Origin of the sequence: Mammaliicoccus sp. Q-M61 (assembly GCF_022386055.1) — a bacterium.
In the GTDB taxonomy this organism is placed as follows: Bacteria; Bacillota; Bacilli; order Staphylococcales; family Staphylococcaceae; genus Mammaliicoccus; species Mammaliicoccus sciuri_A.
This window is the reverse complement of the sequence record NZ_JAJNJL010000008.1, coordinates 80,872-104,588: the sequence shown is the minus strand read 5'-3', so window position 1 is coordinate 104,588 and position 23,717 is coordinate 80,872. Positions and strand designations below refer to the sequence as shown.

26 protein-coding genes are annotated in these 23,717 nt (G+C 31.2%); 16 read left to right on the top strand and 10 right to left on the bottom strand.

Annotated elements, in window-relative coordinates:
* The first annotated feature begins 6 nt into the window (after nt 1–6).
* From pmtC to LQ677_RS10860, 7 genes are all read left to right on the top strand, one after another.
* Nucleotides 7–879, top strand: coding sequence for a phenol-soluble modulin export ABC transporter ATP-binding protein PmtC (pmtC, locus tag LQ677_RS10890; protein ID WP_239748823.1), 873 nt, complete (start codon nt 7–9; stop codon nt 877–879).
* Nucleotides 876–1,604 carry an ABC transporter permease subunit gene (locus LQ677_RS10885; RefSeq protein WP_204253045.1) on the top strand — a complete coding sequence of 243 codons (729 nt, stop codon included), beginning with the start codon at nt 876–878 and terminating at the stop codon, nt 1,602–1,604. The genes pmtC and LQ677_RS10885 overlap by 4 nt, the downstream gene beginning before the upstream one ends.
* A 61-nt stretch (nt 1,605–1,665) precedes the next feature.
* Complete coding sequence (locus LQ677_RS10880) at nt 1,666–1,869, top strand: hypothetical protein (protein WP_025905081.1); 204 nt, start codon at nt 1,666–1,668, stop codon at nt 1,867–1,869.
* A gap of 50 nt (nt 1,870–1,919) precedes the next feature.
* Nucleotides 1,920–3,110, top strand: a complete 1,191-nt coding sequence (locus LQ677_RS10875) for an amidohydrolase (protein ID WP_198471942.1) — start codon at nt 1,920–1,922, stop codon at nt 3,108–3,110.
* Nucleotides 3,111–3,253: 143 nt separating this feature from the next.
* Nucleotides 3,254–3,961: a GntR family transcriptional regulator gene (locus LQ677_RS10870; protein WP_037589561.1), complete on the top strand. Its 708-nt coding sequence runs from the start codon at nt 3,254–3,256 to the stop codon at nt 3,959–3,961.
* Between the two features lie 9 nt (nt 3,962–3,970).
* Nucleotides 3,971–5,506: a gluconokinase gene (gntK, locus tag LQ677_RS10865; protein WP_198471943.1), complete on the top strand. Its 1,536-nt coding sequence runs from the start codon at nt 3,971–3,973 to the stop codon at nt 5,504–5,506.
* A 12-nt stretch (nt 5,507–5,518) separates the two neighbouring features.
* Entirely contained in the window at nt 5,519–6,877 is a 1,359-nt protein-coding gene (locus LQ677_RS10860) for a gluconate:H+ symporter (protein ID WP_191836619.1), read from the top strand.
* An 82-nt stretch (nt 6,878–6,959) separates the two neighbouring features.
* Here LQ677_RS10860 and LQ677_RS10855 read toward each other — a convergent pair whose 3' ends face one another.
* From LQ677_RS10855 to LQ677_RS10845, 3 genes are all read right to left on the bottom strand, one after another.
* Nucleotides 6,960–8,198, bottom strand: a complete 1,239-nt coding sequence (locus tag LQ677_RS10855; protein ID WP_204168745.1) for an L-lactate MFS transporter — start codon at nt 8,196–8,198, stop codon at nt 6,960–6,962.
* Nucleotides 8,199–8,874: 676 nt separating this feature from the next.
* The gene (locus LQ677_RS10850; RefSeq protein ID WP_025905087.1) at nt 8,875–9,426 is read right to left on the bottom strand and encodes a thioredoxin family protein; all 552 of its coding nucleotides are present in this window, start codon (nt 9,424–9,426) and stop codon (nt 8,875–8,877) included.
* Between the two features lie 81 nt (nt 9,427–9,507).
* On the bottom strand, nt 9,508–10,545 hold the full coding sequence (locus LQ677_RS10845) for a S66 family peptidase (RefSeq protein WP_206180846.1): 1,038 nt from the start codon (nt 10,543–10,545) through the stop codon (nt 9,508–9,510).
* Between the two features lie 154 nt (nt 10,546–10,699).
* On the opposite strand from LQ677_RS10845, the gene LQ677_RS10840 reads away from it, so the two are divergent.
* Together LQ677_RS10840 and LQ677_RS10835 are read left to right on the top strand one after the other, a co-directional pair.
* Entirely contained in the window at nt 10,700–11,248 is a 549-nt protein-coding gene (locus tag LQ677_RS10840) for an HAAS signaling domain-containing protein (RefSeq protein WP_159315373.1), read from the top strand.
* Nucleotides 11,245–12,084 carry a DUF4097 family beta strand repeat-containing protein gene (locus LQ677_RS10835; RefSeq protein ID WP_159315372.1) on the top strand — a complete coding sequence of 280 codons (840 nt, stop codon included), beginning with the start codon at nt 11,245–11,247 and terminating at the stop codon, nt 12,082–12,084. The genes LQ677_RS10840 and LQ677_RS10835 overlap by 4 nt, the downstream gene beginning before the upstream one ends.
* A 43-nt stretch (nt 12,085–12,127) precedes the next feature.
* On the opposite strand, the gene LQ677_RS10830 is transcribed toward LQ677_RS10835, so the two are convergent.
* Together LQ677_RS10830 and LQ677_RS10825 are read right to left on the bottom strand one after the other, a co-directional pair.
* A complete protein-coding gene (locus LQ677_RS10830) occupies nt 12,128–13,165 on the bottom strand; it encodes a C45 family autoproteolytic acyltransferase/hydrolase (protein ID WP_374199843.1) in 1,038 nt (345 codons plus the stop codon).
* Nucleotides 13,166–13,498: 333 nt separating this feature from the next.
* Entirely contained in the window at nt 13,499–14,470 is a 972-nt protein-coding gene (locus LQ677_RS10825; RefSeq protein WP_126477666.1) for a bile acid:sodium symporter family protein, read from the bottom strand.
* A gap of 224 nt (nt 14,471–14,694) precedes the next feature.
* Here LQ677_RS10825 and LQ677_RS10820 point away from each other — a divergent pair, with 224 nt between their 5' ends.
* Nucleotides 14,695–14,883, top strand: coding sequence for a hypothetical protein (locus tag LQ677_RS10820; protein ID WP_037560030.1), 189 nt, complete (start codon nt 14,695–14,697; stop codon nt 14,881–14,883).
* Nucleotides 14,884–14,954: 71 nt separating this feature from the next.
* Complete coding sequence (locus LQ677_RS10815) at nt 14,955–15,527, top strand: hypothetical protein (RefSeq protein ID WP_126477626.1); 573 nt, start codon at nt 14,955–14,957, stop codon at nt 15,525–15,527.
* Here LQ677_RS10815 and LQ677_RS10810 read toward each other — a convergent pair.
* Complete coding sequence (locus LQ677_RS10810; protein ID WP_126477627.1) at nt 15,517–16,452, bottom strand: LPXTG cell wall anchor domain-containing protein; 936 nt, start codon at nt 16,450–16,452, stop codon at nt 15,517–15,519. The genes LQ677_RS10815 and LQ677_RS10810 overlap by 11 nt on opposite strands.
* A gap of 242 nt (nt 16,453–16,694) precedes the next feature.
* Here LQ677_RS10810 and LQ677_RS10805 point away from each other — a divergent pair, with 242 nt between their 5' ends.
* Complete coding sequence (locus tag LQ677_RS10805; protein ID WP_037589544.1) at nt 16,695–16,913, top strand: hypothetical protein; 219 nt, start codon at nt 16,695–16,697, stop codon at nt 16,911–16,913.
* A gap of 61 nt (nt 16,914–16,974) precedes the next feature.
* Here LQ677_RS10805 and agrA read toward each other — a convergent pair whose 3' ends face one another.
* From agrA to LQ677_RS10785, 4 genes are read right to left on the bottom strand one after another with little or no spacing between them, the layout of a single operon-like run.
* Entirely contained in the window at nt 16,975–17,691 is a 717-nt protein-coding gene (gene agrA / locus LQ677_RS10800) for a quorum-sensing response regulator AgrA (protein ID WP_037589542.1), read from the bottom strand.
* Complete coding sequence (gene agrC, locus LQ677_RS10795) at nt 17,688–19,004, bottom strand: quorum-sensing sensor histidine kinase AgrC (RefSeq protein WP_103360856.1); 1,317 nt, start codon at nt 19,002–19,004, stop codon at nt 17,688–17,690. Before agrC ends, agrA begins: the two co-directional genes overlap by 4 nt.
* Before the next feature lie 27 nt (nt 19,005–19,031).
* Nucleotides 19,032–19,172 carry a cyclic lactone autoinducer peptide AgrD gene (gene agrD / locus LQ677_RS10790; protein WP_078099959.1) on the bottom strand — a complete coding sequence of 47 codons (141 nt, stop codon included), beginning with the start codon at nt 19,170–19,172 and terminating at the stop codon, nt 19,032–19,034.
* On the bottom strand, nt 19,169–19,744 hold the full coding sequence (locus tag LQ677_RS10785) for an accessory gene regulator AgrB (protein WP_164961276.1): 576 nt from the start codon (nt 19,742–19,744) through the stop codon (nt 19,169–19,171). Before LQ677_RS10785 ends, agrD begins: the two co-directional genes overlap by 4 nt.
* Before the next feature lie 475 nt (nt 19,745–20,219).
* Here LQ677_RS10785 and pglS point away from each other — a divergent pair, with 475 nt between their 5' ends.
* From pglS to LQ677_RS10765, 4 genes are all read left to right on the top strand, one after another.
* Nucleotides 20,220–21,254, top strand: coding sequence for a 6-phosphogluconolactonase (pglS, locus tag LQ677_RS10780; protein ID WP_037589539.1), 1,035 nt, complete (start codon nt 20,220–20,222; stop codon nt 21,252–21,254).
* Nucleotides 21,255–21,270: 16 nt separating this feature from the next.
* Nucleotides 21,271–22,047: a carbon-nitrogen family hydrolase gene (locus LQ677_RS10775; protein ID WP_037589538.1), complete on the top strand. Its 777-nt coding sequence runs from the start codon at nt 21,271–21,273 to the stop codon at nt 22,045–22,047.
* 138 nt (nt 22,048–22,185) lie between these two features.
* A complete protein-coding gene (locus LQ677_RS10770) occupies nt 22,186–22,911 on the top strand; it encodes an ABC transporter ATP-binding protein (protein ID WP_191836613.1) in 726 nt (241 codons plus the stop codon).
* A complete protein-coding gene (locus tag LQ677_RS10765) occupies nt 22,908–23,666 on the top strand; it encodes an ABC transporter permease (protein ID WP_037589536.1) in 759 nt (252 codons plus the stop codon). The genes LQ677_RS10770 and LQ677_RS10765 overlap by 4 nt, the downstream gene beginning before the upstream one ends.
* Nucleotides 23,667–23,717 lie beyond the last annotated feature (51 nt).

The window sequence follows — 23,717 nt, the reverse complement described above, 5'->3', positions numbered from 1 at the left end:
ATAATCGTGAAATTAAATAATATACAAAAGTATTATGGTAAGCAACATATCCTCAAAAATATTGACTTTGATTTTGGGGATAGCCAAATTGTCGGATTGATTGGTAAAAATGGTGTAGGTAAAACAACATTAATGAAAATTATGAACCAGAATATTATGAAGTATGAAGGAAATTTTAACAAAGAAAATAGTGACAAAGTGGGTTATTTAATTGAAAATCCTAAATTATATTTGAATAAAACTGGCTATTATAATTTAAACTTCTTTAGAAAGGTATTAGGGACCAATGTAGATGATGATTATATAAATCTGTTAATCGAGTCATTTGGCATTAAGCCTTATATCGACAAAAAAGTAAAAAAATATTCAATGGGTATGAAACAGAAGCTATCTATTGCAGTTGCGCTTATGAATAAACCACAATATTTGATTTTAGATGAACCGACAAACGGGATGGATCCAGACGGTTCGATTGACGTCTTAAAAACGTTAGAAAAAGTAAGTAAAGATTTGAATATCAAAGTACTCATTTCAAGTCATAAGTTAGAAGATATTGAATTAATATGCGATAGAACGGTATTTATGAAAGATGGTGCGATCGTTGAAGATTATGATATGAAAGCTCAATCTAAAGACGTGACTAAATTTATTTTTGATCATTCAAACTATAATGAAGCACTTAATCTTCTTACGATGAATTACAAAGTAGTAACAAGTAATAAACAAGAATCGATTATTTCAGTAGAAGCGCTAGAAGATTATCAAGACGTGTTAAAAGCGTTAAGCGCTAAAAATATTTATCCTAAGTTTATTCAAAATAATAAAACGACTTTAAGAGATCAATACTTTAATATTAACAAAGGAGTTGAAGTATCATGAATATCGCCCAACATGTAAAATATGATTTAACGAGAATATTTAAAAGTCCATTAGGCTATTTAGGATTTCTTATTTCATTGTTTCCAGGAATAGCCATCATGATTTCGGTTAAAACATTAGATGGACCATTTGATGCACAAGTTGTATTGGCTATGTTCTTCGTATTTGGAGGACTCGTATTATTAATGTTCTCTATTAGAACGATAGTACGTGATATGCAGTATGGTACGATTCAGTTGTTTTTAAATTCTAAAACAAATAGAGTGAAGTATTTATATGGCAAGTTACTATCTATCATTGGCATTGTTATTATATTTACGATTTTAGGTACGCTATTTACATTATTAGCATCAACTATAATTGATGCAGGCGAATTAAGTGTATCGGACTATTTCAAAATGTTTGGTGAATTTCTACTTATCATGCTATTTTACGGAACATTATTAAATATCCTTAATTTATTAACTGGTAAATCAGCAGTTGTTTATACTACTGCCATCATATTAATATTATTTTTACCTAACATCTTTGATGCATTGATTTTTATTCCTGAAATAGGGGAAGATTTATCAAAAATGATGAATTATAATCCTTTAGACTTTTTACCTAAAATATTGAATCAAGGTTTACTCACAATGAAAGTATCACAAATTTGGATATCTGTAGCATGTATTGCTGTATTCACAGGTATCAATCATTACATGATAAGAAATAAGAATATTTAATGGTTTATCCCTCATTTCTATGTTAAATTTAAATTATTAGACATAAGAATGAGGGATATTTTTGGGTAAAAAATTTATTAAACATTATATCATTATTGGTATAATATGTATTGTTGCAAGTTTCTTTTTCCACGGTACACCAAGTTCATTAATGATTGGAGCTGGACTAGGATTTTTCCTAACAGCCGTATTAGCGAAATTTGAAAAAGAAGATAAAGTTGATGAACATCCAGATAAATTAAAAGATAAAAATGAAAAAAAGTAGCTACTACATTTTGTGGTAGTTACTTTTTATGAAATTGAGGAGGTGAATCTATGTTACGTAGTTTACTATTCAAAAAGCTTGAACAAAAAGAGCAAGATATGATTAAGCATTATCAATATTTACATCAATATCCTGAACCGTCATTTAATGAAGTGAAGACATCACAATATATAGAAGCGTTTTATGAAAATAAAGACGTCGTTATACATAAACGCATTGGTGGTAATTACGGGCTGATTGTAGAAATTGAAGGCAGTTTACCGGGAAGAACAATTGCATTACGAGCAGACTTTGATGCTTTAAATATTACTGAAGATACGGGATTACCATTTAGTTCTAAAAATAAAGGTTGGATGCATGCTTGCGGGCATGATGCACATACTGCATATTTGTTAATACTTGCGGAATGTTTGATTGAACTAAAAGCGCATTTACCAGGTAAGATTATGATTATTCATCAACATGCCGAAGAGTTAGCACCAGGTGGCGCAATTGACATGATGCAGTCAGGTTATTTAAATGGTGTGGATGAAATCTATGGTATTCATTTATTCCCTGACTATACACCTGATGTTATTTCATATAGGAAAGGTCCTACAATGGGTGGTCGATCATTATTTCACCTTAAAGTAAAAGGAAAAGGTGGACATGGATCAAGTCCACACCTTGCGAATGATGCAATTATGGCAGCAAGTACTTTCGTAACGAATGTACAAACTGTTGTATCAAGAAGGTTGAATCCATTTGATATGGGCGTCGTTACGATTAGTTCATTTAATGGTTTAGGTTCATTAAATGTAATCCAAGATAGTGTTGAATTAGCTGGTGATGTAAGATATATGGAAAGCCGTATAGGTCATCAAATCCATGATGAAATCGAACAGTTAATTAAAGGATTAGAAGATACTTTTAATATTCAATGTGAGTTTAAATATGAATTAGATTGTATTCCGCTAGTTAATCACTATAAACAAACAGACTATTTAATAGATATTTTGGCAACGAGTCAAGGTGATTATTTTGAATCCTTAAAAGAACATGAACAATTAACGAGTTCTGAAGACTTTGCGATATATCTTGAAAAAATACCAGGTACATTTTTCTTTGTCGGATGTAAACCATATGGAATTGAAAAAGCGCACTTTAACCATAGTCCGAAATTTGTGGTTAATGAAGATGCTTTATTAACGGCGAGTAAAGCATTAGGGGAAGTTGTATTAAACAGATTATCAATAGAATAGCGTTATATTTATGAGAGTTTAGGATAAAAAAATATCCTGAACTCTTTTTTTGTATTTTAAAAAATAAGCAGTAACCGTTTACAAATAATTCGAAAACGTTTACAATAACTTGTATACAAGTATACGAAGTTTGGAGGTATTTTATGAAACATCATTATCATTATCCAAGCGAATGGTTAAAGCATCGTTCAACGGGAGAGCAAGTAGCGAGTGAACTTAGGCTAGCAATTATAAGTAAGATTATAGAAGAAGGCGATAAGTTAAGTGAAAATAAAATTGCTCAACAATTTGAAGTGAGTCGATCACCAGTAAGAGATGCACTTAAACTCCTGCAACAAGATGGTCTTATATCATTAGAACGTATGGGAGCAGTTGTTATGGGGTTATCTAAAGCAAACCAAAAAGAAATATATGACATTAGGTTGATGTTAGAGTCATTTGTATTTGAAAGATTACTCGTTGAAAATAATGAAGAAGTGATTAAACAGCTGAATAAAATATTAAAAATGATGACTGTAGCTGTTGAATTTGAAGATGCAGATGAATTCACGAGATTGGATTTACTATTTCATGAATCAATGATCACTGCTATTCACCATCAATACATTGAAATGATATGGCACAATTTAACGCCAGTTATGGAATGTTTAGTTTTAATTTCAATGAGAAAAAGAATGCAAAATGAACCTGAAGATTTCAAAAGAGTGATACACAACCATAAAGTATATATTGAAGCGATTGAAAATAAAGATAGAAATAAAATGAAAGAAGCATTTCATTTAAATTTCGATGACGTTGATGAACAAATTGATGTCTTGTGGAATTCTCAAACTAATATAGATAGAAAGTAGGATTTTGTAATGAAATATATGATTGGTGTAGATATTGGTACAACGAGTACTAAAGCTGTTATTTATGATAGCGAAGGGAACTTTTTGAAAAAACATAATATAGAATATCCAATGACGACCCATGAAATCGGCGTTGCAGAAGAAAGTCCTGCAGAAATATTCGACGCTGTACTATTTACAGTAAAAAAAGTGATTAGAGAAGTTGGCGCTAAGCCAGAAGAAATCAAATTATTAAGTTTCAGTAGTGCCATGCACAGCTTGATAGCAATGGATAAAAATAATCAGCCATTAACGGAATGTATCACTTGGGCAGATAATAGAGCAAGTGAATACGCAGATAAGATAAATAATGAACATAACGGATTAGAAATATATAAAAGAACGGGTACACCCATTCATCCAATGTCTCCATTATCAAAAATTTATTGGTTAAAACATGAACATGCCGATATATTCAAGAACACTGAGAAATGGATAGATATTAAGACTTATGTATTCTATCAATTATTTGAAACATACGTTATGGACCACTCAATTGGTTCAGCGACGGGTATGATGAATTTAAATACATTAAATTGGGATAAAGATGTCTTAAACTTACTTGAAATTAATGAAACGCAATTACCAGAATTAGTGTCAACAACACATATTATGAAGCAAGTTAAAAAGAATTATGCTGATATTATGGGTATCAATGAAGATACACCGATTGTAATCGGCGCTTCAGATGGCGTATTGTCCAATTTAGGTGTTAATAGTTATCGTGAAGGAGAAGTAGCCGTAACGATTGGGACGAGCGGTGCTATTAGAACAATTATTGATAAACCAAAGACAGATGATAAAGGAAGAATCTTCTGTTACGTATTAACGGAAGATCATTATTGCATCGGTGGACCAGTGAATAACGGTGGTGTCGTTCTAAGATGGTTAAGAGATGAATTGTTAGCAAGTGAAGTTGAAACAGCTAAAAGACTCGGCGTTGATTCATATGATGTCTTAACTAAGATTGCAAGTAGAGTAAAACCTGGGGCAAATGGTTTGTTATTCCATCCATATTTAGCCGGTGAAAGGGCACCGCTTTGGAATGCAAATGCAAGAGGTAGTTACTTTGGTTTGACACTGTCTCATAAAAAAGAACATATGATACGTGCTGCGTTAGAAGGCGTTCTACTTAATTTATATACAGTATATCTTGCTTTAATAGAAGTGATGGATAAAGCGCCTGAACAAATTAAAGCAACAGGTGGATTTGCTAAGAGTGAAGTATGGCGCCAAATGATGGCAGATATATTTGATACTTCTGTTGAGGTACCAGAAAGTTACGAAAGTTCATGTTTAGGTGCTTGCATATTAGGATTAAAAGCTATTGGGGAAATAGAGGATTTTGAAGTTTTAAACAAAATGGTCGGTAAAACATATCAACATGAACCTAATCAAGAGAATGTCGATATTTACCAATCGTTAATTCCGATATATATCAATTTAAGTCGTAAATTAAATGAAGAATACGATTTAATTTCAGAATTTCAATCAACACATTCATAAGGAGATGTTTATATGTTTTCAGATATTGCACCATTATTAATTGTAGCACTTGCAATTGTTATATTATTAGGTTTAATTATGTGGTTAAAACTTAACACATTTGTATCTCTGATTATCACAGCTATGTTAACAGGTATTATGCTCGGTATGCCACTAAGCAAAGTCATCGGTACAATTGAAACAGGTATGGGATCTACACTCGGTCACATTGCTTTAATATTTGGTCTCGGTGCTATGTTAGGTAAGTTATTAGCAGACGGGGGCGGTGCAACTAGAATTGCACATACATTGATTGATAAATTTGGTCAAAAACGTATTCAATGGGCAGTTGTAACAGCATCATTTATTATTGGTATAGCTTTATTCTTCGAAGTAGGGTTAGTATTATTAATTCCGATTGTCTTTACAATTGCTAAAGAGTCTAAAGTTTCAACATTATACTTAGGTATTCCAATGACAGCTGCATTATCTGTTACACATGGATTTTTACCACCTCATCCAGGTCCAGTCATGATCGCTAAAGAATTTGGTGCAGATATTGGTCAAGTATTACTATTCGGCTTTATTGTTGCAATACCAGTAACAATTATTGCAGGTCCTATTTTTACAAGATTTGCGAAAAAAGCAATTCCAGAAGCATTTACTAAGTCAGGTGACTTAGCTTCATTAGGTAAACAAAAAACATTCAATATAGATGAAACACCTAGCTTTGGAATTTCTGCTTTAACAGCTTTATTACCAGTATTTATTATGCTTATTTCAACTATTGTAGATTTATTGACAGGCTCACCAGAAAACCCACAAGGTATTTTAGGATTTATTAGTTTTATTGGTGAAGCGGGTACTGCAATGTTAATTTCAGTATTATTCGCTATTTATTCAATGGGTCTTAAACGAGGATATAAAGTTACAGAAGTTATGGATACATTAACAAATGCCATTTATCCAATCGGTATGATGCTCTTAATCATCGGTGGTGGTGGAGCATTTAAGCAAATATTAATTGATGGTGGCGTAGGTAAAACAGTTGAGTCACTATTTACAGATACAGCAATGTCTCCAATATTATTAGCTTGGATCGTTGCAGCAGTCCTAAGATTAGCATTAGGTTCTGCAACAGTTGCTGCGATTTCAACAGTTGGTATTGTTATGCCATTATTAGAATCATCAGATGCTAATTTAGCATTAGTCGTATTAGCAACTGGTGCTGGTAGTGTAATCGCGTCACACGTGAATGATGCAGGTTTCTGGATGTTTAAAGAATATTTCGGTTTAACGATGAAAGAAACATTCTTATCATGGACGCTTCTTGAAACAGTTATCTCAGTTTCAGGTATTATCTTTATACTATTTATAAGTCTATTTGTATAATATATTTAAATATGAATATAAAAACCTCCAAATCTGTAAATAATCAGATTTGGAGGTTTTGTTATGTGTTTTTATTTGATGTTTACTGTGCTTGCATTTCTTTAATTCTTTTAATATCTACTCTGATTAAGAATGAAATCGCTAAAGCTACTACAAAGAATGCTGCGAAAATATATAATGTTGCCATGTAACTTTGTGTAACTTCTCTGACAGTTGCTGATATAAAAGGTCCAACTAATCCAGCTGCTGCCCACGCAGTTAATATATAGCCATGTATGGCACCGAGTTGTTTCGTACCAAATATATCACCGATATAAGCGGGGATAGAAGAGAAACCACCGCCATAACAAGAGATAATGATGAACAGAATAATTTGAAATAGCATTGGATTATCAACGATTGGTAACCATAAGAATAATGCGATTTGTATGACAAAGAAAATTGTATAGACATTTGTTCTGCCAATAAAGTCAGATATACTTGCCCAAATGAGTCGACCAAGACCATTAAACACTCCTATAATGCCAACCATTGTTGCAGCTTGAGCAGGTGTTAAGTTTACAATTTCTTGTGCCATTGGACTTGCGACAGATAAAATCGCTATACCACAAGTAACATTGATAAAAAGCATTAACCATAAATAATAAAACCTTTTAGTTCTAACGGCCTCATTAGCAGACATTTGAACTAAGTCTGGTTTTTTCTTTTTATCTTTTTGAGGATTAAAACTATTAGGTCTATAATATTCTGGTGGTCTTTCTAAATATAAACTAGAGATCAGCATGATAACACAATACACGACTGCTAAAATGATAAAAGTCGAGACAAGATTAAAATGTGTAATGAGAAATTCTATAACTGGACTGGCGATCATTGATGCGAATCCAAATCCCATAATGGCTAATCCTGTAGCCATACCACGCTTATCGGGGAACCATTTTACTAATGTAGATACAGGTGCAATATAACCAATACCAAGTCCAATACCTGATAATACACCATATCCTAAGTAAAGTAAGGGTAAGCTCTCAACGGAAATCGCATAACTAGAAAGTAACAATCCTGAGATGAAAAATATCGTAGAAACAAGTCCAGATAAACGTGGACCAAATTTCTCAACGAAATGCCCCATAAAAGCTGCAGAAAGACCTAAAAATAATATTGCAATACTAAATATTCTAGATACTTCACTTAAAGTAAAGCCTAAATCATTTTGAATATGTTTCGTGAAAACACTCCATGAATAAACAGATCCTATTGAAATATGTATTCCAACAGCTGCAACAGCAATGAGCCACCTGTTTTTGATTTTCTTGTTCATCATATTCCCCCTATAGTAATTGTGTCCAATTGATGTCATTATAGCTAAATTCAGAATATTCAGCAATCAAAATTTTGAAAAAAGTGACATTATTGAACAGTTAGGCAGCATGAATGCATGTTGATTTCATCGCCTTTTTAACAGTTAGGCATTCCTAACTGTTAAAAAAATAGTTGTAAAATACACTTAAGAAATGAAATATTTGAGTTAAGAATGAATCAACAAAAATTCCTATCTCACTGATATACTTTAGTCATAGATAACACAACACGAAGCACAATCCATTCAATTCCTCAAAACTATTTCGTATATGTTTTTTTCATGATTGTAAATGACTTTGTGTAGAACGTGTTTTGATAGTTATCTGTAATTGTAACGTTGAAATGGATCATAAAATGATTCAAGATATTTTTATAAAGTTTCCCGGCTTTATAAAAATACATGTTTCCTTAATTAATAACCCTTCCCCGAAAAGCGCTCGTTAATTCCCGGACGAGCGCTTTTCACTTGCCAATTTTTATATGTTAACTTTAATAACATGAATTTTCAGTTTTTGTTGATTTGAAGTATAGTTATATTAGTAGCCATGGGGATGGCGAGAAATTCTCCTAAGTGAATAGGGGCATTCATACATAAATAAGGCTCGGACTAAATGTCCGAGCCTTAATACTTTTAATTATGAAATTGAACTAACGATTGATTCGTATACGTCATCCCAAAATTCTGTTTTATTTTGATAAGTTTCATGGATGCTATGATGTACTTCTTTTTCTTTTTCAGCATATGTTGGATCGTCTTTACTTGGTAAATCTTTGCGAATATTTTCTACAAATTTTTGGACGCTGATTGCTCTTGGTCCCCAAACATGTTCTTGTTCATGTTTGTCATTTAAAAATACAAAAATAGGTATAGAGCGAGCAGTACCATTTGTTAAGTATTGATCAATTAAGTTTGTATCTTCATCACGATGGAAAGCTTTCACTTCTATATTAGCGTAATCAGCAATGTTTAATAGAACAGGTATGTTCATCATTGCATCTCCACACCAATCTTCAGTAATCACAAGTACTTTATAATTTTTATCTTTAATTTTATCTAATCGTTCATCATTTTTCGGTAATTGGAAAGATTGATAAATATCGAGTAATTGCTCTTTATTTGTTGTCATCTCATTAACATATTCTTTAATGGGTTGTGCCTGTTCATAGTATGTAGCTAACTTTGTCATTGTAAAAATCCCCCTTTGATATACTTAATATTATAACAATTCTGAAATATTTCGCAAAGTACAATACTTTAAAATGAATAATTAATCTACTGCATTATCGATTATTGTAAATGTCTTATTATCGACATCTAATTCAGCTTGTGCACCGTATGGAATAATGCATTTTGGTTCATTATGTCCAAAACTAGCATTATAGAAAACAGGCATATCTTCTTGATGCCACTCTTTTAACATTTTAACCCAGACTTCTTTATATTCTTCATAATATACATCGTCTTGTGGTCTTCCGATAATAACGCCATTAATTCTATCAAAAATACCCATAGAACCAAATGCACGAACATAATCTTCCATCAACCATGGTGGGGCATGAACTTCAGCAGTCTCAATGAAAAGAATTGCACCATCAAAGACATCTTTATTAGGGAACACGTCAGTAGCTTTTAAGGAATGGAATAATTCCATACAACCGCCAATAAGATGTCCAGTAGCTTTGCCAGAACCATTTAGAATTTCATATCCGTTATTGTCAAAAGATTCCCGGTTAATATTTTTATTCTTTTCATCCCACTGTAAACCGTATTTTCTAATTTGTGGTGAAGTAGGTACATTACCGACAATTCCATTTTGGAACCACGTTTGATTGATCGATTGAACAGTGTAGTCATCCATCTGAACATTTTCTGCAAAATCAGTTAATAACAATGGTCCGTAAAAGCTAGAAACACCTGCTTGATAAAACATAAAATGAAGTGCAGTCGTGTCAGAATAGCCACTGAAAATTTTAGGGTTATCCTTAATAATATTTAAGTCTATGTATGGCCACAATCGAACAGAATCGTCTCCGCCTAATGTACAGATAATAGCTTTAACTTCTGGATCTTGAAGTGCTTGATGTAAATCTTCTACACGTTTTTCTGGATGGTTATATGTATAGTCAGCACCTTTTAATGCGTGTGGCATGACTTTGACATTTAATCCGAACTCATCCTTTAATCTTTGTATACCAACTTCAGTTCTCCATAATATGTCTTTTTCGCCAGCTAATCCTGAAGAAGGCGAGACAATTGCTACAGTATCGCCTTTAGAAAGCTTACTCGGTTTTATTAATTCTTTCACATCATTACCCCCTTATTTGTATATTGAAATTAGTATAGCATACGGGTATAACTTGAAATCAAATAATTCAAATGATAATATAAGTTTGTTTGTAAAAAGAATGGTAAAATAATGAATAATGTAAGGTTAACTTCAGAAAATAAGGGGTATTTCTATGGATAAAATAACCTTCCTTAATTACCTTGAGGATGAATTATCTCGACTGCCTAAAGTAGAACGAGATAAAATAATGTACGAATATGAAACGAAATTTTTTGAATCAGAAGATGAACAAAGTTTAATACAAGAACTTGGTGAACCTAAAGCAATCGCCAAGAAAATATATGCAACAAGTGCCATTCATGATGCAGAGTTATCACCCAATTTTAAGAATGTATTTCAAGCAATTTTAGCTACATTAGGATTGAGCTTTTTTAATATAATTTTTATAATTATTCCATTTCTTATCATTGCCTTTGTACTGCTCATTGTAGTTGTAATCGGCGCTTTAATGATGCTAGGTCCTATCGTTAGTGTGATTAATGTATTTGTTCACGGTTTTTATTGGGTAGATATTACTAATATTATTTTTTCAATCTCTTTCTTAGGATTAGGACTGATGTTGTTAATAGCAGGGCTTAAATTAATAGAAGTGAGTTACAAAGGTATCTTAAAATATTTAAGATGGTGTGTGAAACTCGTTAAGGGGCGTGCTGAATCATGAAGAAGTTATTTTTATCTGGTCTAGGCATCTTCTTAATTTTTGGCATTTTAGGAACGATACTTTGGTTTACGGTTAATAATAAATATGAAAAGCAAGAAACGTATGAAAAAGTATATAAAAACAATCAAATAGAACAAGTTATCGTGAACGGGCAAAATACAAATGTTGAAGTTAAGAAAGGGAAATATTTAAGTATTAAATATAATGGTAATCAAGACGTAAATGCGAGCATAGAAAATAATTTATTGCATTTTACGGAGAGAAAAAATAAATACAAATTTAATGCTAATTTTATTCCATTTAGAAAGACGGTCAATCACTTAGTGATCACACTACCACCAAAAAATTACGAATCATTTAACATTACTACGAATACTGGAAACATTTCAGTACGTGACGCTAAAAGCAACAATAGTAATATGATTACGGATACAGGTGACATTGTTTATCATAATGTAAACTTGAAACATGCTAAAGCGATGACTGATTTAGGTAGTGTTAAAGTTAAACATTCAGATTTAACGGAATTCACAGGCGAAATTAAAACGGGTAATATATCTGTAGATAAAAGTAGTCTCGTTAATAGTGAAATGATTACATCATTAGGTAATATAAATATTAGACAACTGAAAAATGAATGCGATATTAAATCTTCAACAGAAGATGGAGATATTTCAATTTCTTATATGAATCCACCTAAGAATACTTTATTACAACTTCAATCTGAATCTGGAAATACAAAAATTGAAAATAAAGCATTTAATGGCGAAAAAGTAGGTAAAGGGAAACACGTTATTGAAAGTTATACAGATAATGGAGATATTTATATAAAATAATATGAAAATAGGCTGAGACTTCTAAGTCTCAGCCTATTTTCATTCACTCACTAGCAAATAGAATGTCTGAATCAATCTGACCTGTTATTGTAGGGAGGGTAATGGATTTACCATCTAACCATTCTTTGAAATCAAATGTATGTATGGTGCCATTTTCACCAAGTGCAATTTTCATTTTTAATTGGCTAGGTATATATGCTGATGTATGTATCGTACCTGACCAACTTTTAAATAACTTGCTGTAAATTTCATATTGAGGATCATTAAAATATCGAAAAGCATCTTCTAAAGACATTTGATCATTTGTGATTTGGTCAATTCGATTATATCTTTCGACAGACTCTTTAATATAATTTCGATTCTCATGACTTAATATTTCAAAATGATTAGTACATAAATTGTTATGTTTAGTAACAACTTCTCTTGGTGTCGCTTCTACAGTAATTCTCTTGTTTGTTTTATCCATTAAAATATAGCTAAATGAACTACGATGAGGAATTTCATTTAATAATCTAACAGCATCATCGACATCTTTACATGTTTCTAAGATCAGTCTTCCAATCATATAGCATACAAATCCATCACCAGGTTTTTTACGATGCATAAAATTATAGCCCATTGCTAGACCATGTTCATTCATGCCATCCATTCTGCCAGTTACTCTAGAAGTAGGGCCGATTTGTGCGTATCCACCATCTGTAGGTTGAAATAGACTAAATCTACCATCATATGTAGCTGGACTATAATCATAGTTTCTAACCATATAATCTTCTCCTAAGAAAATAGAACAACCACTATCTTTAGCATAAACTCTATAATGACCGTAGTTTAACAAGATTGTTTCTAACGGGAATTTTAATGTATCTTGAATACCCATCAGTTCGTCCCAAATTTTTGGTGCGAATTTTTGATATATATTTTTTGTTTCATCTATATTAATATCGAAGCGGGGTCTTCTAATTCGCCATTCTTTTTCTCTATTTTGCAACATTTTAGTAGACTTTAACCATTCTGCTTGGGCAACACCATAATCATAATGGTTACCTCTAAACTCTAATGTTTGCATCTTAACATTTTGCACATTATCACTCCTCTTATATTTATTTTGATTGAACTAATGTACTTTGTCACGTAAATCCTCTCATATAATTGGAAATATGATGTTAAAGAGATTGTAATAATCGCTTAACCTATGTAATTTATTACCATGTTATATTTGAATTACCAATTATCTCACAGATTATGTGAGAAGGGGGTATGTAAAATGTGGAATCAAGGATATATTTACGTAAAGAAAATATGGCAAGAATGGTATAGAAGATAATCTATTAAATGACGCTTATAGAACAGCTAGAATATATATTTTTGAAATAAAGGAGCAAGAGACGATTTAATGTCTCTTGCTCCTAAATTTTTATATTTGATCTGTTGATGTTCTATAAGATTGCGCTTTGTTTGTCTTTTTAGTTTGGTTAGACCATATAATAGCAATTGTAGGTCCGGTGATTAAGTGGATAAAGCTGAATATTGCACCTGGAACAGCGGATAGGGGATTGAAATGTGCTGTTGCGAGTGACACAGCTAGTCCGGAATTTTGCATACCAACCTCTATAGAAATTGCTCGTTTATCTGGTCTGTTAAGTTTGAATAATTTAGCTAATAAGTATCCGATTGTTAAACCACTGACATTATGAAGTAAAACAACGCCGAACATAATAAGACCAGTTTCAATGATTTGTGTTTTATTACCTGCGACTACGCTTGCAAGAATAAGTGAAATAGATACAACCGAAATAATAGGTAAAATATCAATAGATTTTTCAGCTACTGGTTTAAAGAATCTTTGAACGATGAAACCTAAAATAATTGGAATCAATACAACTTGAACTACTGATATAAACATAGATGCAAATGATACTTGTAACCATTCTCTTGCAAATAAATATATTAAACTAGGTGTAACAATAGGTGCTAATAATGTAGAAACAGTTGTGATAGAAACGGATAACGCAGTATTTGCTTTAGCTAAATAGCTAATAACATTTGATGCAGTTCCACCTGGACAACAACCTACTAAGATAACGCCTAATGCTACGTCAGGACTTAAATTAAGCCCTTTAGCGATTAAATAAGCAGTGACAGGCATTACGGTATATTGAAGAATAACACCAATTAATACGCTTTTGGGTGATTTAAATACTTCTTTAAAATCATTTGTAGAAATAGTCATGCCCATTCCAAACATTACAATTCCTAATAAATAAGGAATGTAAGGTGCTATTTGAGCAATGGCATTTGGAAAGCTAAACCCTAGCACTGCTGCCAAAAGCATCCAAAATACAAATGTTTTATTGATAAACTGACTGAACTTCTTAATATTACTCATATATACACCTTCCAATTAAATAATAATCAGAATATTAACAATAATACAAAAATTTTTCAATACTTTATTTGAATTAATTATTTATTTCACTTATTAATGATGAAATGATACATATATTAAGTGAAATTATACTAAAATATCTATATATCGATAATATCTCGCTTAGAAAAGGATAATATCTTTTATGTATTTTAAATATTATGTTATGATGAAAGAGGTAGAAAATGATGAATGAGGTGACTTCAATGGATTGTATTAAAGGGATATTCAAATTCTTTTTCATCTTAATTGCTATAACAACAGTTGCTGTTGGGGCAGGTATTGCTGTCTTAGCATTTGTGTTTAAAAAAGACTTTGAAGAATTAGAACAAAAAACAAAAGAAATTGTATCTGAAATCGAATCTAATAATTAAAATAAAGGAGCAATCACAATATTTCTGTGATTGCTCCCTTTTTTATATTTAAAAATTAGGAGGGTTTATATTTGCGATATGAGCGTAATGTTTTAATATCCCCAAGACTAGAAAATGACAAATGTCATCAATTAAAAGCTTTATCTCATAATCTCAAAGTACCAAGCGAAGATGAATTATATGCCATACTTGAAAGCATTGAATATGACCAACCATTTTTAAAATCGATTACAATTGGAACGAGTAATGAAAAAGAGATGATTAATACAGCATTTCATTTAAAAGCAATCATAGAGTATATGTGGTACGAACGAAAAAAATCTGAAGTATATGTTAATATCGTCATTTGGAAGAATCATGTTGGTTCTTCTAAAAAATATGTTGATAAATTTATGAAGTATGAACCAGATGCGTGGATAATATTAGGATCTCATATAGGTTTCTGCAATTTGTTAAAAAGATTATATAGATTTGAAAATTGGGATGCTAATCGAACATATTGTTCAAATGCGTTATTGTCCCAAACGATGTTTCAAATAGTAGGTGAAAAGTATTTCGAACATATTAAAAGTATCAATCATCTCGGTAAACCAATAATAATCGAAGATGGTAAAATCATTTCAAAATTCAACGCTATTGTTTAGACCGCTTCTTTTTGAATATAAAAAATAGAATTGATGAAATACATATGAGTAATGCACTTATTAAATAATTCAAGAAATGTTTTGAACTTTGACCAGTTTCAGGAAGCTTTGATGTTTCTGATTTGGTCTTTTTTTCTTTATTAGTGTGATCGTTAGTAAGTTTATTAGGGTTTGGAATTAAAGAGTCTTTAATAACTGAGATTTGATATGTCTGATTTTGACTTGGAATATGATTAGAATTCGGATTATCAGTAATTTGACTTTGACTTTGTTGTCCTTGATCTATTTGAGTAGGTTGATTTGTACTTTGTTCAAAAGTTGAAGTAGTCCTGTCGTCAGAATTAAATGTATAATATTTATCCTCTCCTAGTGAAATTGTTGAGTGGCTATCTACGCCGTTAATCTTCACATTAAATTTAGTAGACTTAGTAAATGTAGTGGGTATATTGATTGAAGTATTACCGTTCTGATCTGTTATGCCAGAAAATTCTTGGTTATCTGCAATGAGTTTAACTTCGACATTATTTAAAGGGTGATAGGTCTTTGAAAGTACATTAATTGAAATGGATTGATTATTTGTATTTGTTATATTGCGTTGGATATTGCTAGAAGAAGTTAATCTATATAACTTATTAGGTTCAACAGTAAAAGTTTGATTATTTGAAGTGGTTAAAGTGTAATGAGGTTTAATATTCTTATTAGGAATTTCTATAAATGCTAAACCATCAGATTTAGTTGTTAATGATTTAACTTCTTGATCTAACTGTAATTGGAAAGTTTCATTAGATATCGGGGTATTATCAGAAGCATAGAATTGAAAGCCAATAGGTGTCATATCATTATTAGCGTGTGCAGTTCGTGACGTATTGAATGATGTAGCGACCATACAAACAATACTAAATAAAAAGATTGGGAAAGGTTTCATATTGACCTCCTTTCATCTTATTAATGGTTAGATGATCATCTGATATCATTATGCCATAAACTCAAGTGATATGCCACTATTATTTTATACTTTTTATATAAAATTTTTAATACAACTAAAATCTTCCTATATATATGTCATTCAAAATTTTTGTGAATGGACGCTTGAATCTTTTTGCAAGTGATAAAATAAAAGAGTAAAATATAATCAGAACGAGCATAATCTAAAAGGGGATGTCTTATATGAAATGTGCAAGTTGTAATCAAGAAATGGTAGATGATCTTCGTACGAATGTTCCAGGCACTCTAGTTGATGTTAGATTAATAAAAGAAGAAGAAAATGAAGATATTTTAAACAAAGCGATTGCAATACCGAAAGCAGCAGTATGTTTACAATGCGGCGAAGTGAAATATTACATAGAAGATATTGAATCATTTAGAAATGCTATTAACCATGATTAAAAAGTAAATCATTAATAAAAAAACAGCGTACATTTGAAAAAAATCATGTACGCTGTTTTGTTTATATTTTTTTAATATTTCGTACAGATGCATAGCAATGCTCACCATTACTAAAATATACAGCACGATCTTTCGTGTTAATAGTATCAACGTTATTGCGATTAATGACATAGCTGTTATGACATCTGAAGAAGCGGTCATCTAAATTAGATAAATCTTTTAAACTGCCATAGAACTCAATTTGTCTATTGTCTAGATGGGCAATTAGTCTATGTGATTTTGATGATGACTCAAAGAACATAACGTCATCATATTGAACATATACAGAATTGCTACCTCTCGTTAATTCTATTTTTTCAACGTTTGTATTTTTTGAAAGCATACCTAATCTTATGTATGCAGTGTCTAAACAATCTAACACTCTAGTCTTCAGTTGATCTGGATCATCCTTAAAAATAAAATCCATCGCAGCAACTTTATAAACAAATGTTAAATAAGTCAGTTCACTGTGACTTGTGACAAAAACAATATTACCAATAGGGTCATACTTACGTATTTCACTTGCTAATGTAATACCATTAATATCAGCATCTAATTGAATATCTAAAAAGTAACAGCCTATATCATTTGAAGATTTAACGTGCTCCAACAATTCGTACGGATCACGTGTTGCAAGTTCAATAGACATTTCTTTTTCTTCAATCATAATATAATTATTGATAATCGTCTGCATGCGCTCTAATTGTTTCGGGTCATCTTCACAAATGATGATTTTCATTGAATCACTTCCTCATTGCTATCATTTAAAATTTCAAGCTTTTGAATAAAGTATTGATTATTAATAAAAGTATCTAAGAAAACATGGTCTGTCTTCTCAGTGATTTCTTTCAACGTAGTTAACCCAATACCACGCTTACGACCTTTAGTAGAATAATGATTTTCAAATAGTTTATGTACCTTAGGCGTATCTTTAGAACATTTATTCATGAATACAAGTAAAATCGATTCCTCATTTTTAATAAATGCAATTTGAATCGTTGGATTATCAACAAACTCAGAAGCCTCAATCGCATTATCCATAATGATGCCGATACATCTACTTAATTCAACAATGTTCATATTTATATGATCAATCTGTTCAGTAATCTCAACACTAATATTGATATTCTGTTCTTGAGATTGAATAATTTTCGTCGTTAATAAACCCTTAATTTCTCTAACATGTAAATTTTGAAGACCATTAATTTTTATCGCATTTAATTTCATATCATCATGAAGATGTGCAATATTTTGGTCAAAGTAAGTTCTCAAACCATCCATATCATCTTCTCTAATATATTCAGATAACGTCGCTAAAATATTTACATAATCATGACGAAACTTACGCATCTCATTATTAATCTGCTCAATCTGCAACGTATACTTATAATACTGATTGATTTCTTTCTTCGTACGCTGCAAAGCCATCTCTCTAATAACCGTGAAAGAAATTAAAATAATAAAAATAGCCGCAACACATACATAAATCACATAAAATAAAGTTTGGAATTCAAATTCTTTTTCAGTATTGTAAGACTTTGGCATGTACACATAGAACACCATGAAGGATATAGCTAAGAAAGCAGCTATCAATAATAAATAAACTCTATTATTATACAAATAACTGATCTTTAATCGATTCATTAACCGTCTTATTAAAAATGCTATTATTATTGTGAATGTACTGTGAAACATCATATAATACAAGAAAAATTGTGGTACATTATTTAAGCTATCAATTAAATATTTGGTGATAAAAACAGACATATAATCTGAAACTACTGAGATTAATATAACAATAAGTGTGTTTATAATACCTAGCAATCTGAATTTTTTATAGAAGAAAATGAAATAGAATAGGCATACATAAACTATTGCACTCATACCAAATATATAATAAAAAGCAAGAGAAGGGATCATGTATCCCGTTGAGAGAATAACATAATCCCTTTTGCTATAACGATAATTTTGAGTTATAGCTAATAAAATCGTAAATAATAAAATTTGTAATATGCCAAATGGTAAAGATTCTATATTTGTAAATGATTCCATATACCCTTACACTTCCCTAAAACAATCTTATTGTTTTTCTTTTAATAATTCTGCAGGAACTTCTGTTTCATCTAAAAATGCCATACAACCTCTAATTACCGCTTTTTCACCGATTGCTGAAAGGATATTTGATACTGATTTTGAAAATAGGCTTGATAATAAATTCATGATAATGTTTCCTCCTCTTTGTAAAATATAGGTAATAGTGATACTGCTTCAAAGATTAATCCTAAACATACTAATTGTTGATAGGGTTCTTTAAGGAATAAAGTTAATACTATCAAAATTGTTGCTGCTAGGATTGATCTTAGTTTAAGTCCTTTTTTCCATTTGCCTAATATTGGGTGTTTCTTTGTTTGCATTGGTGCGTACTTTATAATGATAAGATAACCGACTAACGCTATGGCTAAGAATGGCCAATAGGGTATGTTGGTATTTATAATTATAAGTGGTGCAACGACAAACATAATTAGGCTTTGTATCGTACATAGAAATGTGGACTTAGCGTGCGCGCCAAACGCGAAATATCGAATGGCAAAATAACTAAGATGTACAATAAGTGTGTATAAAAATATATGGCATAGAAGGGCAGCGCCGTATATAACTATGGTCTTCATCATATTCCCTACAAATACTTCTAGCCCATACTTTACCTTTAAATAACTAACATGATCTAGATTATTTGAATTTTGAAGACTTGCAGCAATTTTATCTATTTGTGTTTGGACAGGTTGATACATAGCGCCCCTCCTTCATTATGATTATAGAACATATTGATTTACATTTTACTTCTTTTGCCTAACTGTATTATTTCAATGCCTAACTGTTTGAATTTATAATATATTTGTATTTTAACATAATTTTAATGCAGTTAAGAACTTAAATTAACGACTTAGGGAAAATATAAAATTCTATTATTGAAATACTATAATATATTTAGTGAATATTTAATTTTTTATGATAAATTAAAAAGTTTAAATATAAAGGAGGATCCTTTATGGCAGGCGATATCGTCAATGCTATTTGTAGTATTTTTAATTGGTTAGTGGAACTTTTTTATGGGTTGTTTACTTAAATATCTGCTGTGTTTGATACGTGGTTATTCATATAATAAATATTTTAACGTGTACCATTTGGTATGCGTTTTTATTATAGTTATTGAGCGTTTTCATGTAGAATGATAATAAAGAACAAATTAGGGAGGAATTTAATTTTATGAAAACGAAAGGTTATATTGGAAGTTATACGAAGAAAGAAGGAAAAGGGATTTATCGTTTTGATGTTGATGAGAATGATCAAACAATCGAGAAGGTTGAAGTTGGTTATGAAGTTGAAGCATCTACATATTTAACGCAACATGGTCAATTTTTATATGCTATTAAAAGAGATGGCGATGATTGCGGTGTTGCAAGTTTTAATATTAATGAAGATGGTAGTTTAACATATATAAATGATTGCTTAGCTTCACAAGAAGGAACGGGTTGTCATATTTCAGTTTCTGAAGACGGTCAATATTTATTTGAAGCTGTTTATGGTAGTGGTTATGTAAGACTTTATAAATTAAACGCTGAAAATGGCGAAATTATTGAATTAATAGATGTGTATAAAGGTGAAGGTCATGGACCAAATGAAGCAAGACAAGAAGGTAGCCATATACACTTTGCAGAACAGACACCAGATTTAGATTATATCGTTACAGTTGATTTAGGTGCAGATGTGATCAGAACATTTAAATTCTCTGATGAAGGATTGGAATTATATGAAACATTAGAAGTTCAAGCTGGAAGCGGTCCAAGACATATTGCGTTCCATCCAAGTGGTGTTTACGCATACTTAGTGAATGAACTGAGCAATACGATTCAAGTGTTGTCATATAAAAATGGAGTGTTTGCGACAATCAGTCCAGCAATATTAACGATTCCTGAAGACTTTGATTTAAATTCACAAGTTGCTGCTGTTAGATTAAGTCATGATGGACAATTTATTTATGTTTCTAATAGAGGACATAATAGTATAGCTGTTTATAAAATATTAGGTGATGGTGCAAATGTTGAATTAGTTGAAATTGTAACGAGTGGTGGAACTTGGCCAAGAGATTTAAATATCACACCAAGTGATTCGTTTATAGTTGTTGCACATGAACATTCATATAATTTAGTATTATTTAGTCGAAATAAAGAGACTGGTAAGCTGACAGAAATAGAGAACGAACAAAAAGCTGCAGAAGGCGTTTGTGTTCAATTTATATAATGGTAGGTGATGAACGTTGAAAATAGCACTATATCAGATGCATGTAATACCTGGAGAGCCTGAAAAAAATATTGAAAAAATTAATCAATGGTTAGATGAGTTAGATGATGAAATTGACATAGCAGTGTTACCTGAAATGTGGAACACTTCTTATCGATTAAATGAGTTAACCGAACTTGCTGATGAAGACGGTCAAAGAATTTTACCTTTCTTAGAGCAAAAAGCAAAAGAAATCCACAAACATATTGTTGCTGGTTCAATTGCATATAAAAAAGGAACTGAAATTTATAATCGAACAATTGTCGTCAATAACGAAGGAAAGTGCATTAATACTTACGACAAAGCACATCTTGTACCAATGTTTAATGAACATCATTTCTTAACTTCAGGTAGTAAGAAATCAACTGTATATGAGTTAGATGAAATAGAGATGGGAACGATTATTTGTTATGATTTAAGATTCCCAGAATTAACACGTTCATTAGCTTTAGAAGATGCAAAAGTAATTTTTGTTCCGGCACAATGGCCGAAATCAAGAATTGATCATTGGAAAGTATTATTACGTGCTAGAGCAATTGAGAACCAAGTGTACATTATTGCTTGTAATAGTGTGGGGACTTGTGATGATAACGAATTTGGTGGGCATAGTTTAGCATATGCACCAGATGGTACATTAATTGATAGTTTATACTATGATGAAGATACATTAATCGTAGATATAGACTTTGATTCGCAAGAAAAAATTCGTGAAGCCATTCCTATTTTCAATAGTTTAAGAACAGATTTATATTAGGTAGATGTAGTTAGAGACTGGGATATTATATGATATTCCAGTCTCTTATTATCTTACAAATGTCATATTGAACATTTGTAGAAAAAGTATAAAATCAATTATAAGACAGAAAATAGTTAAGGCATGGAGATGATTTATTTGGAAAGTAGTGTAGCAGTCCAATTTAAAAATGTAGAATATGAAATAGAACGGTCACTAATTTTAAAAGGTGTTACAGGTGATATTTATAAAGGTAAACTTACTTCTATAATCGGGCCATCAGGTGCAGGAAAATCAACACTGCTCTCTTTAATTAATTTATTAAAGTCTAGTACAAGTGGCGAAATATTCATTGATCAACAATCTATTGAAACATATAATCCAATGGAACTTAGAAGAAAAGTACAGTTAGTTTCTCAAGAAGCAACGATGATTAAAGGAACTGTAAAAGATAATTTAGAACTGCCATTAATACTTCAAAATAAAAAAATGACAGATGAAGAAGCTAAATATTATTTGAAGATAGTCGATTTGCCAGAAACTTTCTTGAATAAAAATAGTAAAGAATTATCAGGTGGAGAAAAACAAAAGTTATCATTAGCACGATCACTCGTTAATAAACCTAAAGTGATATTGCTAGATGAAGTGACATCGGCATTAGATAGAAACTCAAAGCGTGCAATTGAACAGCTTTTACAAAAAATTATTAAAGAACACGAAGTTACGATGATATGGATTACACATGATATTAATCAAGCCTTTAGAATGAGCGATTACATATGGGTTATGATCAATGGAGAAGTTGCACAAGCTGATACAGCTGAAAATGTTAAAAATTCAGAACAACCAAACGTCAGAAGCTTTATAGGAGAAAAATTAATATGAGTATTACATCAATCGTGTTAATGTTTATTTTTATTATTATTCCGATCGTTATTTCGAAAAGTTTTAATTTAGGATTAGGGAAAGATACATTAATTGCAGCTATTCGATCATTTGTTCAACTGTTAATTGTAGGGTATATATTACAATTTATATTTGATCAAGAAAGCCATATTTTTATCATTTTAATGGTCATGCTCATAATAGGTGCTGCAACACAAAATGCACGAAAAAAAGGTTTGGAAATACCAGGCATCACTTGGAAATTATTACTCGCTTTTGTAGCAATAGAAGTTATTACACAAGGTATCTTATTAGGATTTAAAATAACACCACCAACAGCACAATACATCATACCAATAAGTGGCATGATTGTTGGTAATGCAATGGTATTAAGTATATTGTTCTTAAATAGATTTATGTCAGAAGTTAAACAAAATGAAAATGTGATAGAGCTTGTTCTATGTTTGGGAGGAACTCCTAAACAGGCTATACATAAGCAACTGATCACTTCTATACAGTCTAGTGTTATACCAACTATAGAACAACAAAAGACAATTGGTCTTGTTCAATTACCCGGGATGATGAGTGGTCAAATTATAGGTGGGGCAGATCCAATTGAAGCGGTACTCTTTCAAATATTAATCGTATTTATGTTATTAACAAGTGCTACAATGACGAGTGTAATATTAGGTTTCTTATCATATCCAACTTTATTTAATAAAAAGCAGCAACTCATTGAAAGTCAATATAAATAAAAATAAGCATATGGTTAAGACGTTAAAGAATGTCTATACCATATGCTTATT